Consider the following 13618-nt stretch of genomic DNA (forward strand, 5'->3'; position numbering starts at 1 on the left):
GTTTTGATGCGACATTGCTGTCAAGACTTACTGTATTAAGCCATTTATCTTGCATAATGACCACAGTGTGCTCGATAATGACCTTTATGAAGGATAGACGTTCACACGCATTGCCCCACTTGGATATACGCGATGTTCTGCAGCGAAATCCCGACGACCTCATCAAGTATGTGGATTTCCAAAACGTCGACATGTCCCACAACAGCATCGACGTCGCCCAGCAGCGCATCGAACTCACATCCTTTCAGGACGTCGCCCAAGCGGTCGAACATATCTCACCCGACGATGGGTTCGGCATCATCGCGCACGAACTTGAGCATCGGTCAAAACCGCATTTCCACGACTACGTCGAAGTCACCCATGTGCTCAAAGGCAGCGTCATGCTCTGGATCGAGGGACGGACGGAAATCGTGCGAGCGGGCGGAACCATAGCCATCCAACCGGGTGCGAAGCATCTGATCTCACCCGTCGGAGGAGACGCGGATTCAGTCCCCATTGAAATCGACATGCTCGTCTCCGAGACCATCATCAATCGAATGCGCGCACTCGCACCGCACTCCCATGACGAAGCCTTCCACCAATGGGCCTCTTCCTTGAGCGACATACCCTACATCGCCATCGGACCGGACAAGAATCCATCTCTGGAATCAGCCATCAATCGCCTTATCGTGGAATACGGTTCCTCCGAACATTCGTTGCATTACGCGGTCGTCGGCAACCTGTTGGAATGCGTTCACTACCTCAGCCAGACGTTGGACGAGCGCGCCCACGCAGACCCTCTCATCGCTTCCATCCAACAAATCATCGATCGGGATATCGCGCATATCTCCATCGAGTCCATCGCACATCAACTGGGATACAGCGTCGGATACCTCTCCCGATACAGCAAATCACACAGCGGAAAAACCCTCGGGACCCTTATCAATGAAACACGTCTTAACGAGGCGGCCACGGCCCTGACCCAATCGGAACTCACCATCGCCGAAATCACCCGACTTGTGGGGTTCACAAGCCCCAGCTACTTCCACAAAATCTTCCAGAAGCGGTTCTCTCTGACCCCCAAACAGTATCGAAACGCATTCCTGAAAACAGGATTGGGCACATAATCGCGCCGTGCGTTCGCCGTGGGATGCGCTTTACGATTCCACCGCCCAGTCGAGGTGCATGAAGTCGGGGACTTTGTACCATTTGACGGGGTATCCGGCACCGTGCGCGCAGAACACCGAGTCCGGGGTGTTCTCGAGGTCAGATTCGGGGTCGTACGCGGATTGCGCGACCACCCGTTCCTCGTCATGGCAGGGACGGTATCCGGCGAATGTGCAGCTCAGACGCCCGCGGCCGTGCGTGTATGAGTGCACCTCCATCGCATAGTCGCGCATCTCCGAAACGGGGCACTCCCCCACCAGCAGCGCGTAGTCGGCGTCCATCACCGGCGGTTCGAACGAACCGGCCATGCGTTGGATATCCGACATGGCGCGACCGACCATCTCCCCCGGCACCTCCAGGCGGAAACGGTACCACGGTTCCATCACACGGCATGCGCCGCGCTCCTTCAGCCGCATCAGTCCCTGCCGGATCGCCCGGTAGGTGGCCTGGCGGAAGTCGCCACCCTCCGTGTGTTTGAGATGCGCCCGGCCTGCGACCAACGTCATCCTCACATCCGTCAGCGGCGAGCCGGTGAGCACACCCAGATGCTCCTTTTCGCGCATATGCGTCATGATGAGCCGCTGCCAGTTGCGGTCGAGCTCGTTCTCGCTCACCGCGCTGGCGATGCTCACGCCGCCGCTTGGCTCCCCCGGTTCCAAAAGAATATGCACTTCGGCGTAATGGCGCAGCGGTTCGAAATGCCCCACGCCTTCCGCCGTTTCGGTGACGGTCTCACGGTAGAGGATGCCGCCCGGACCGAACGCCACATCCAGACCGAACCGGTCGCGCAAGGTTTGCTGGACGATCTCCAACTGTACGGCACCCATCAGCTGCACGTGGATCTCCTGCAGCCGCTCCACCCACGCGACGTGCAGCAACGGTTCCTCGTCCTCAAGTTCGCGAAGCGCGCCCAAAAGTTTGTGCAGCATCAGATCGTCAAACGTCGGCTTCGGCGCGGCCTTACGCTGCGCAGCATCGGCTTGCGATTCGTCCGATTCCTCGGACTTGCCTGAGTCGTCTGGATTGCTCTTTCCGTCCGGGGAATCGGATGCAGGAGACTTGGCCGGCCGTCGCGCCGCCGTCTCCATCTCGGGTTTCGCGTCGGGAGGTAGGACGGTGTAGGTGAGCACCGGCTGCAATGCGGGCGATTCGGCATCCTTCTCGAAACCGAGTCCCTCGCCGGGGAATGTTTGGGTCAGGCCGGTCGCGGCGCAGATGGCGCCGGCGGGCAGCTCTGTGGCGATGTCGAATTTCGCGCCGTTGTAGACGCGCAGTTGGTCGACTTTCTCATGCCAGCGTTCGTCTTGCGCGGCCGCTCCCCCATCAGACTGCCCACCGGCTGAGTGAAGCGGTGCCTCCGACGCGACCGGCGTGGAACTCAGCATCGTCTTGGCTTTCAGCGTGCCGCCGGTGACGCGCAGCCAAGTGAGGCGGTTGTGCTGCTGGTCGTGGGCTATTTTGAACACCCGCGCTCCGAATTCGGCCGGCCATTGAGGCTCGCGAGCCAGCCGCGACAGGCCGGCCATGAACTCGTCGATGCCGTCGAGTTTCAGCGCGGAACCGAAGAAGACGGGGAACAGTCTGCGTTCGGCGATCATGGTTTGGATGCGGCCCAATGAGATTCCGCCGGTCTCCAGAAACTCGTCCAACGCGAGTTCGTCCTGTTCGGCGATGGATTCGAGCAGTTCGGCGGAAGGTTCGTCATCTCCGGATGTGATTCCACCCACCTGCCCGGTCGAGTCGGACGATTCCTCTCCGCCGAACATGGCGGCCGCAAGCGGTAGGCACGCATCGGAGCAGCGGCGATGCAGTTGGGCGAGTACCGTCTCACGGTCGGCGCTTGGGGAGTCCATTTTGTTGACGAAAACGAATGTCGGCACATGGTATTGCGACAGCAATCGCCACAGCGTTTCCGTATGCCCCTGCACGCCGTCGATGCCGGAGACGACGAGGATCGCGTAATCGAGCACGCGCAATACACGCTCGGTTTCCGCCGCGAAGTCGACGTGGCCCGGCGTGTCCAGCAGGGTGAGTTCGAGATCGCCGCGAACGACTTTGGTCTGATGCGCATGGATGGTGATGCCGCGCTGCTTTTCCAACGATTCGGTGTCGAGGAAGGCGTCGCCGTGGTCCACGCGGCCGAGTTTGCGGATTTCGCCCGTGCGGTAGAGCAACGCTTCGGACAGGGTGGTTTTCCCCGCGTCCACATGGGCCACGATGCCCGCAACGATGTGTTTCATCGGAACCCCTTTCGCACGCGGCGATGTCCAGAACGTGTCCGTGCGACCCTTTTGCGAGGACCAAACGAATAAAAATGGCTGGGATTCGTTGGAATTCCAACGAATCCCAGCCTATACGAAATGTGCTTTCGTGTGCGGTTTCCTCGCACGGGCGTCACTGCGCGCGACGCCCATGCGAACCCGCCAATCAGGCCTTGACGACCTGAACGCCGAGTTCCTTCACGTCCGCGGCCTCGATTTCAAGGGAGGTGGCCAGCGTCTCGCCGGCGATCAGATCCTTGAACTGTTCGGCCTTGGCCGCATCGGCGGCGGGCACGGTCAACGTCAGCGCGATACGGTCGGCGATGTCGAGACCGGCGGACTTACGGGCGTCCTGCACGGCGCGAATCGCATCACGCGCGTAGCCTTCGGCCACCAGATCGTCGGTCAGCGCGGTGTCGAGGATCACGAAACCACCGGTCGGCAGAGCCGCGGAGACGGCGGCCGCATCGGCATCCGCGTTCTCCTGCTCCACACGGTTGATCAGCTCGTACTCGCCTTCGACCAGCGCGATCTCCCCGTTCGGGGTCTCCACCACGGGAGCGCCGGAGGTGTCCACATGCCATGCGCCGGACTTGGAGGCCTTGATCGCGAACTGCACCTGCTTGCCCAAGCGAGGGCCGGCGGCGCGCGCGTTCACACGCAGCTCGTTGACGATCTTCAACCCATGCTCGCCGGCGTCCTCCAGTGTGGAGAGCGCGACGGCCTTGACGTTGAGCTCGGACTTCAGAATCTCCTCATACGCGGCGACGGCGGTCGGATCGGCCACCACGACGGTGAGCTTGGACAACGGCTGGCGCACGCGGATCTGCTCGGCCTTACGCAGCGACAAGGTGCCGGAGACCACCTCGCGCACCTTCTCCATGGCGGCGACGAGCGCATCGTCGCCCACCAGCACCTCGCCCAGTTCGGTCGCGGCGCCGGACGCGTCGACCAGCGCCGGCCAGTCGGCCAGATGCACGGATTCGCCGCCGGTCAGGCCACGCCACACGGCTTCGGCCTCCATCGGGGCGAGCGGCGCGAGCACGCGCATGAACGCCTCGAGCACGGTGTACAGCGTGTTGAACGCGTTCTCGTCCTCGTTCCAGAAGCGGTCTCGCGTGTTGCGGATGTACCAGTTGGTGAGCACGTCGATGAAGTCGCTTACCGCGTCGCAGGCGTCGGAGATCGCGAACTCGTCCAGCGACTTGGTCGCGCGCTCGAGCAGCATGCGGGCGCGGGCCAGCAGGTAGCGGTCCATCTCGGGCAGGGCGGCCACCTCGTCGGCACGCAGGGTGCGCGCGTCGAAGCCCTTGCCGCCGTTGGCCGCATTGGCGTACAGCGTGAAGAAGTAGTAGGAGCTCCACACCGGCAGCATGACCTGGCGCACGGTGTCGCGGATGCCTTCGGCGGTGACGATCAGGTTGCCGCCGCGCAGGATCGGCGAGGACATGAGGAACCAACGCATCGCGTCGGAGCCGAAGTCGTTGAACACGCCGTTGACGTCCGGATAGTTGCGCAGGTGCTTCGACATCTTCTGGCCGTCGGAGCCGAGCACGATGCCGTGGCAGATCACGTTCTTGAACGCGGGTTTGTCGAACAGGGCGGTGGCCATGATGTGCAGCGTGTAGAACCAGCCGCGGGTCTGGCCGATGTATTCGACGATGTAGTCGCACGGGAAGTGCTGTTCGAAGAAGTCCTTGTTCTCGAACGGGTAATGGAACTGCGCGAAGGGCATGGAGCCGGATTCGAACCAGCAGTCGAGCACGTCGGTGATGCGGTGCATGCGGCTCTTGCCGGTCGGGTCGTCCGGGTTGACGCGGGTCAGATTGTCGATCCACGGGCGGTGCATGTTGATCTCACCCTTGTCATCGCGCGGATAGTCGCCGAAGTCGTCTTTGAGCTCCTCCAGCGAGCCGTACACGTCGACGCGCGGATACTTCGGATCGTCGCTCACCCACACCGGGATCGGGCTGCCCCAGAAACGGTTGCGGGAGATGGACCAGTCGCGCGCGTTGGCGAGCCATTTGCCGAACTGTCCGTCCTTGACGTTGTCGGGGATCCAGTTGATCTCCTGGTTGAGTTCGAGCAGACGGTCCTTGATCTTGGTCACGGAGACGAACCAGCTGGAGACCGGCTTATAGATCAGAGGGGTGGCGCAGCGCCAGCAGTGCGGGTAGGAGTGCACGTAGCTCTTCTCCTGGAAGAGAATCGCGCGCTGGTCCTCTCCCATGCGGGCGAGCGGACCGTCGCCGGCGCGCAGGTTGCGCAGGATCGGCAGGTTCGCGTCGAACACGTACTGGCCCTCATAGTCGGGGCACAGCGCGTTGAAGTGGCAGCCTTCGTCGAGCACGTCCACGCTCTTGATGCCGTGCGCGTTGAGCGTGTTCATATCGTCCTCGCCATAGGGCGCCTGATGCACGAGGCCGGTACCCTCGTTGGTGTCGACGTAGTCGGCGGTGAAGATCTGATAGGCGTTCGGGCCGGGGGTGCCGCCTTCGGCGAGCGCCTCGTCGGAGGCGAAGTATGGGAACACCGGCCAGTAACGCCAGCCTTCCATCTCGGCACCCTTGAGTTCGCGCACGATCTCGTAGTTCTCGCCGAGCTCCTTCGCATAGGAGGCGAGCAGGGGCTTGCCGAGGTAGAACTTCTTGCCGACGAACTTGCCTTCGGTGGGGCGCACCTCGACGTAGTCGATGTCGGCGCCGACGACGATGGCGAAGTTGGTGGGCACGGTCCACGGCGTGGTGGTCCAGAAGACGGCGTAGGCGTCCTCCTCGTCGCGCAGCTTGACGGCCACAGAGACAGTGGTGTCCTGACGGTCCTGGTAGACGTCGGCGTCCATGCGCAGCTCGTGCGCGCTCAGCGGCGTCTGGTCCTTCGGGCAGTACGGCAGCACGCGGTAGCCCTTGTAGGCCAGGCCTTTGTCGTAGAGCTGCTTGAACGCCCACATCACAGACTCCATGTAGGGGATGTTGAGCGTCTTGTAGCCGTGCTCGAAGTCGACCCAGCGGGCCTGACGGTGCACGTACTCCTGCCATTCGTTGGTGTATTTGAGCACCGAGGAGCGGCAGGCCTCGTTGAACTTGTCGATGCCGAGCTCGTGGATCTGGTCCACGGAGTCGATGCCGAGCTCCTTCTGCGCCTCCAGTTCGGCGGGCAGGCCGTGGGTGTCCCAGCCGAACACGCGGTTGACCTTGCGCCCCTTCATGGTCTGGTAGCGCGGGATCACGTCCTTCGCGTAGCCGGTCAGCAGATGGCCGTAGTGCGGCAGACCGTTGGCGAAGGGCGGGCCGTCGAAGAACACGAACTCGTTCTGGCTGTGGTCGCCGGAGGGGTTGCGTTCGATGGATTTGTTGAAGGTGTCGTCCTGGTCCCAGTACTTGAGGACGGATTCCTCCAGGTTGGGAAAGCTGGGGTTCGGGGCGACGTGCTGGGTTTCGTCGCTCACCGATGCCTTGGGATACACGCTGTTGGTGTTCTCGCTCACCGCTGTTCTCCTCGTGAGATGCTTCGTTGGTTTCCTCACGAGGACGATGATGACGGGCCGGTCGTTTCATCCGTTCCCCGCTGTCGCGCTGCTGCTGCGCTTCGGGATGCGGACCGCACCGGCCGCGGCATTACCGCGGTACCACCTCGCTTGCCACGCTTCGTCGCCCGGTTTGGGGCGATGATGCGCGACCGCTTCATGTCCGGCTGTTTCGGGCCGGTCCCGTCGGGTCTAATAAGCCGCGTTCGCCGTGCGATATGCTTCGCACCGACGGCCGCCGCCGTTCTTCCGAGCGCTCCCCGCTGATAACGGATCGTCGCGTCACAACGCCGCCCATCATAGCACCGCCGGGCGGACGAAGTTCCGGTGGGTTCCGCGCAGTGTTGCAAGAGGTTCACACGACAATCCTCACAAGATCGGAAATAGGTTCACTGCTCAACAAAGAGAAATATCTACCGCACGCACTGCCGCTCACAAAGAGAAGCTATATCACTCTCTCATAGGAAAACACTTGGAATATGCAATGCATCGCTACGCGCATGCTGACCACAACCAGCAGTGCGGCTCTTAGCACTTTCACCGTAAAGTGACGTTCCTTTTCCACATGCATAACAGTCATATCTATACGCCACATCCGAATCTCCTTTCATGGCTCTCCAAATATTTATTGGCATGGTATGCCGAGACAGAATCTCAAAACAGATGTCGTCATGAAACATATTGAAAAAGCCGTCTTCTCCAACAGAAGACGGCTTAAACACGCAACTAAAGCACTAATTCTCAGCTTCAAATATTAATCACGCGCAAAAACCAAAGTAGACCATTCACAAAGACAACGCCAATCCCTCGTATGAAGAACTAACATTTTCACCGATGCAGGTCTCATTGTCATCACTCAGCGACACCATATACGACTCTATTTATATCGGGAACAGGGACGACGAAAGATCCCTGCTCACCCTTCTTGATAAGCTTGAACCTCCACGAACTCTCCTCCGCCATCTAGCTGGGAATTAGCATTCACCCTTCTTGATAAGCTTGGCATCACGGGAACGTGGCCGCTCCATTCGCTGGGAATTAGCATTCACCCTTCTTGATAAGCTTGCATCTTGCCCGCATTCACGGGATGTTTGGCTGGGAATTAGCATTCACCCTTCTTGATAAGCTTGCTTCGTGCTGCTCACCGCCTGACCAAAGGCTGGGATTAGCATTCACCCTTCTTGATAAGCTTGTTCATCGATGAGATCCCGCAGGCCTACAGCTGGGAATTAGCATTCACCCTTCTTGATAAGCTTGCGAAAAGTAATAGGACATGCGCTTCTTAGCTGGGAATTAGCATTCACCCTTCTTGATAAGCTTGATGGCCACCGCCACCCGATACGATCTTAGCTGGGAATTAGCATTCACCCTTCTTGATAAGCTTGAGCTCACGGCAACACCGCCTACTATGCAGCTGGGAATTAGCATTCACCCTTCTTGATAAGCTTGGGCAACGGCGTCGGCACGCAGATGATCGGCTGGGAATTAGCATTCACCCTTCTTGATAAGCTTGCCGTCCGCGAACTCGACATCTATCGCGTGCTGGGAATTAGCATTCACCCTTCTTGATAAGCTTGATAGATGGTCTGCTCATCCCGCATGAGCGCTGGGAATTAGCATTCACCCTTCTTGATAAGCTTGGATGTAACCTCAATGAACGTCACACCAAGCGGGGAATTAGCATTCACCCTTCTTGATAAGCTTGCTTCAGCGGATTCATCGCCAACTCCTTTGCTGGGAATTAGCATTCACCCTTCTTGATAAGCTTGCACCCGCACGACATACACGGCTTCAAATGCTGGGAATTAGCATTCACCCTTCTTGATAAGCTTGTGGCGTATACGTAGACGAGCCAATGGTCGCTGGGAATTAGCATTCACCCTTCTTGATAAGCTTGATAGCTCGTCAAGAAGGGCTATTTTCCAATAGGTTACGCTCGATTTTCCAATCAAAAAAGCAAAAGCGTATCTGGAGTTTCTTCCTCATGATCCACCTTACGACTGGAAAAACGCAGCGCCGTCGACCACTGGTGATCGCTGATATGCAGTATTCGGACCTGCCCTTTCGCTGGCAGGTTTTCTTTTACCATCTTCACCGTCGCCCTGTTTCCAGCCTGAGTTGGCGTATATCGAGCGTATACAGAGAATTGCACCATCGAATAGCCCATATCAAGCAGCAAGTTACGAAACCGTGTGGCCTCTTGCCTTTGCTTCTTGGTTCGCACCGGCAAATCAAACATCACCAAACACCACATGCCTCCGCTGTCCTCATCGATTTTCATAGATCCCCTCAAAGAGAGGAACCTCAAGACGGTCGATCTTTTTCTCGCAGTACATTCCAAACTGCTGAGCAAAGTCATTCAAAGAGCTTGGAATGGTCAAACCAACACCGTTAAACTGCTGATTCACAGCATCAACAAGGTAACGCTTGATTTCACGGTCCGAGAGAACGTCGTCTTCGTCAAGATTCGATACAGCCAAATCAATTGCTGGACGGTAAACCTCTATGAGATCATCAGCGAGACAATAGTAATTGCCTCTGCCATGATGGTTCACTCCAAACACTGGTGATAATCCTGCTGATATAACCGCTTTGATCGCAAAACCTCATAAAACCATGTAGGCATAGTCCAGTTGAGCGTTACGGCCCAATCCACTTCCGGGGGCGCGCGTGAACTCATGGTCACGAGGGAATACTCGTTTCCAGTATTCCCTAGCGGCATAACCTTCTACATTCGCGGGATCGCCTGATCTTACTTGCGCGGCAATGCCTCGCAATAAACCACCACCATCAATATGTTGAGAATCCAGACAAGCGGCTTGTCCGCGTATTTTATTCTGCACGATACGCGCCCAAGCATTCTTTTTTCGAGGTAACGACATCTGCGACTGTGCAATATGCCGTGCCGTGACATATGTATGCGTTTCGCTCCATGAGTGCATTGCGGAAATGGGAACGGACCGCCAATCACACAATATAACGCTTACACCATATTTGGCCAACTCATACAGCGCCGCAGTCGAGCAATTCGCCTTCAGCCCCAGCAACATCACAGCAGTCTGGGCAAGCGGCACTTCCGTAGGCGAGTCAGCATTCGTTGGCTGTATACTGACTCGTCCACGGACATAAGTGATTCGTCCCTCAAGTTCCGTACAATCAATTACTCTCCATGCATTTTGCATACCTTCCTCGCATCCGTCTCAGCCTTTCTTATTCGCACCACCTCCATGAAGTGGGTAGTCCATGCAGAGATCGCATACGTGGTTCACCCAACGCATTGAATCTCAGCACTTGCGGTTTTAAATTTGCCAAAGGATCAATAGCAGGACGCCATCCTTTTCCGCTCACTATTTTCTGAACCCCGTCTGGCACTTCTGCACCTTTTTTCTCAGCCGTCTCTTTCAAACCTTCCGCAGAGAGAAAGCGAGGCCTTAGAATCAATTTCGAGGGGTCTCCAAATCCTGCGACGGTCCAATCGCTGCATACATTGAATGACTGCGTACAGTCCTTTTGAAAGAAGTTGAGCATGTCAGCGATCTGCCCCGTTATTTTTTGCTCCCCAAAGTCCACTCTGATAAGGTCCCCGACCACCAGAGAACCCAAATACTCTTCTCGACCTTCATAAATCGCCCGCACGATTTTCTTTTCGCCATAACGCATTGATACAGAGTGTTCAGGTAACGAAACAGTGAATAAATCTTCACTAGCACTTCGCAGCAAATCAACTTGGAATACACGGATCATACCGTAGAAACACTTGTCGCCCTTTGCACCCTCTTTCCAACAACGGTATATACGGGCATGATGGATGGCCGACCCAATATCCGCAGACCCTCCTTGTACGGCAATCTGAGCAGCATTTGATGCAAAAAACGACACCCTATCCGCTGCGTCGAGTCGCTGGCCATTTAGGTGAATTACCCGATCTACATTCTCTGGCAAACCATGCGCCACATCGTAATCAGGCAGACGTGTTAACGCACAATACAGTGCAGGAGTGGAAGCTTTACGAATCGTATCCGAGTCAATGGCACTTCCCAATTCACACTTATCCAACGCGTGAATCGTCGCATTGTGAGCGATTGAATTCCCCAAGGACATGCGTTGCCACTGCGAAACCATAATCCGATTATGATCAAGAGCATCATTCAGCAGGACCAGCAGCGTTTTCATACGATTCGACCATTGCCGGTACGAATCATAGGAGCCAGACCCCGGTTCCGGATACCGTTTCCAGCTCACCATTCCATCATGAATCCCGTAAAAAACCTGCGATTCGCGCAAAGATCCGCGCACAGACAAAGTTTGCGCGCTGTCTGAATCCATCATCGCGATGATCGCCGCGTCCACTGCATGGTGCCGCCTGTCCAGACGAGTTTTGTAATGGGCTCCCACAAAATGAATAGCGCCATCAATACCACTTGCTTTACGTGCGTCAGCGATGATGCGCCCTCGATATACATTAACCGCAATAAAAGCCTTTTCTGTTTTTGCTAACGATTTGCCATTGTAACGATCTGCGTTATAGAACCAATCAATCCTGCGATGTAATTCATCGGCCATCCACGCAACTGATTCCATGGAACGATTATCAATCGCCTCGTCTTCCTCCGTTTGTTTCAAGCGCATGCTCACCGATTGCTTGAAAGCTCTCTGTTCAGAGGAAGTATCTGCACCAGGAAGGAAAGCTTCCACACGTTCTAAAGCTTGCTTCATATCAACTCTGCGAGCTTGAGCGGCGACTGTTTTCTCCCATGCGGCAAATGGAGTCTTCCCCTTCATACGGTTGCATTCCGCACATACTGCGGCCAAGTTATCCCGAGTATTGGTAGACCCTTTTCCTTTACGCGGAACAATATGATCCATTTCACATGTCTTAAAGCTAATGCCAGCACCACAATACAGACATTGTCCATTCTGACGCTGAATCGCTTCCAACCGTCGAATATCGGACTCACGAGGACTTGCAATTCGCATATCGTCCTTAAGGTATTTGATCAAATCTTCTCGGTACAGCGTACGTCGCCTCTGGGTGTTCTCATACGCCTTCTTGTTCCTACCCGCAGTCGCAACGGAAGATAACGCATCACGCACATGCTCAATCTGCACCGATTCTGGATCTCCCCAACGGTTGCGACAACTCATCAGATATCGATTGACGATTTTCAATACTCGATCAACGGACGGATTACCAACTGGAGTTCCAATCCTCTCCGCTGCGGGACGCCAATTATCTCCCACTCCGAAAAGATGCTTACGAGCCTCATGCAAATCGTCATCTGTGGTCAGCATCTGATGAGTGAGCTTGCGCAAGGTTCCTTCAGAGTACGAGGCACGACCTGATTGCAGGTTTATCTCGTCAAGCTTCGACAACTCTTCATCGTTCAGCTGATCTATAAAACTGATTGCCTGCTCATAGCACGGATCATCATGGACTTTACCCACGTCAACCGTGTTCGACAACAATCGAATCATGGACTCATGAGATGATTCGTCCGTTGCCCTCCACCAGTCAATCAGCTTCGCACGGAGCTTCTTGTCTTTGCATTCAAAGATGCTTTGCACTGAGTTCAGCCGCGGAGGGCGACTGGTGATACGTTCCTCCCCATCCGGGGTCAGACTGCCCACGCCCTTGATTTGTGAACGCTTCCAACCGAATATCTCGGCCACATCAGACCAAGTGATTTCTTCTGTTGATGGTGCGGTGAGACTGTCATACACAGTTCCCTTTTCGGAAATGGACAGAGGTCGCTGGAATCCGTTTTCTGCGATACGCAAGTTTGCCAGCATACTCACAATCCGATAGCGTTGAAATACCAAAGATGCCTTCAGCGCACGCAGTTCATGGTCAAAAGGGTCTTTCCCCACGCGATGTTCCGTAGACCCTTTAGGCGAATGCGCATGAAAAACCGCCAAGAGAAGCTTTCTCGACTCACCCTCAGGAACATGCTGCATGGAAAAGATCACCTTAAGTTCATTAGCATTGTCTTCCTGCATAAGCTTTGTAGGAAGAAGTCCTTCACGTGCTTCCCGATTAACGGATCCGGTTCTCAGCCGTAGAGCTTCCGCGTAACCAGCGGACAGTACCTCTTCAATAATTTGCGCAGGGGTTAGGCCTTCTGGAAGATCACGGTCAAGATATCTTTCGGTCTTTTCCAGAAGCTGCCCATACTGTTCGGAATAATCGTTCTCGTTCAACAATGACTCCGTACGATGATACGGATTGCGCCATCCTCTATGCCGAGCAATATGACGGACAGCCACGGAAATAGCCTCTTTACGTTGCTCTTCATCTGCGATGAATTCATCCGCCGCTTTCGCTCGAATCATCCATTCTGCGAAAGGCTCGGTCAAGGTATTGGAATCAACAATCGGATACCCATACTGTTGGAGCAATGCGTCAAGCTTTTCCAAACGCTTACGACGCCGGTGCCGCATACGCCTAGTACGACGTGCCACGCCAGACATGTTCTTCCGAGTGATTGCTTCCTTGTTCTTCTGGGGATCAATGCCACCGTCATGAATCACGCTCTGTGCGTTGAGGATCCTGACTGGCATACCGTCGTCATCCACTTGGATACATGCAAGCCCCACGGATTTCAGACCGAGGGTTAAGTGACAGAATGTGGGTCTTAAATCCGGTGCGGGGCGTTGTCGTGCAACGCGTGTCGCGGGGTTTTAACGT

At 56.0% G+C, this 13618-nt stretch carries 5 protein-coding genes, 1 pseudogene and 1 CRISPR repeat array; of the genes and pseudogenes, 1 reads left to right on the forward strand and 5 read right to left on the reverse strand.

Annotated features, from left to right (window positions below; all coding sequences use genetic code 11):
- Positions 1-14: 14 nt before the first annotated feature.
- Positions 15-1106, forward strand: coding sequence for a helix-turn-helix domain-containing protein (locus tag BL8807_RS00770; RefSeq protein WP_143148029.1), 1092 nt, complete (start codon positions 15-17; stop codon positions 1104-1106).
- Between the two features lie 30 nt (positions 1107-1136).
- Here BL8807_RS00770 and BL8807_RS00775 read toward each other — a convergent pair whose 3' ends face one another.
- The 5 genes and pseudogenes from BL8807_RS00775 to cas9 form a co-directional block, all read right to left on the reverse strand.
- Positions 1137-3386 (reverse strand): elongation factor G, encoded by a 2250-nt coding sequence (locus BL8807_RS00775; protein ID WP_072727133.1) that lies wholly within the window; start codon positions 3384-3386, stop codon positions 1137-1139.
- Positions 3387-3573: 187 nt separating this feature from the next.
- The gene (gene ileS, locus BL8807_RS00780) at positions 3574-6894 is read right to left on the reverse strand and encodes a mupirocin-resistant isoleucine--tRNA ligase (protein ID WP_072727132.1); all 3321 of its coding nucleotides are present in this window, start codon (positions 6892-6894) and stop codon (positions 3574-3576) included.
- Positions 6895-7899: 1005 nt separating this feature from the next.
- Positions 7900-8830: direct repeats of the CRISPR family, unit length 36 nt; unit sequence GCTGGGAATTAGCATTCACCCTTCTTGATAAGCTTG.
- 51 nt (positions 8831-8881) lie between these two features.
- The gene (gene cas2, locus BL8807_RS00785) at positions 8882-9214 is read right to left on the reverse strand and encodes a CRISPR-associated endonuclease Cas2 (protein WP_072727131.1); all 333 of its coding nucleotides are present in this window, start codon (positions 9212-9214) and stop codon (positions 8882-8884) included.
- Positions 9201-10115, reverse strand: a pseudogene (gene cas1 / locus BL8807_RS00790) (type II CRISPR-associated endonuclease Cas1). The gene cas2 and the pseudogene cas1 overlap by 14 nt, the downstream one beginning before the upstream one ends.
- A 28-nt stretch (positions 10116-10143) precedes the next feature.
- On the reverse strand, positions 10144-13536 hold the full coding sequence (gene cas9, locus BL8807_RS00795; RefSeq protein ID WP_072727130.1) for a type II CRISPR RNA-guided endonuclease Cas9: 3393 nt from the start codon (positions 13534-13536) through the stop codon (positions 10144-10146).
- Positions 13537-13618 lie beyond the last annotated feature (82 nt).

Source organism: Bifidobacterium lemurum, from assembly GCF_014898175.1.
Taxonomy (GTDB): domain Bacteria; phylum Actinomycetota; class Actinomycetes; order Actinomycetales; family Bifidobacteriaceae; genus Bifidobacterium; species Bifidobacterium lemurum.

What these genes read in the sequence shown, in the direction of transcription:
- BL8807_RS00775 (WP_072727133.1), bottom strand. Translation starts at nt 3,386, where the DNA reads ATGAAACACATCGTTGCGGGCATCGTGGCCCATGTGGACGCGGGGAAA.
- cas2 (WP_072727131.1), bottom strand. Translation starts at nt 9,214, where the DNA reads ATGAAAATCGATGAGGACAGCGGAGGCATGTGGTGTTTGGTGATGTTT.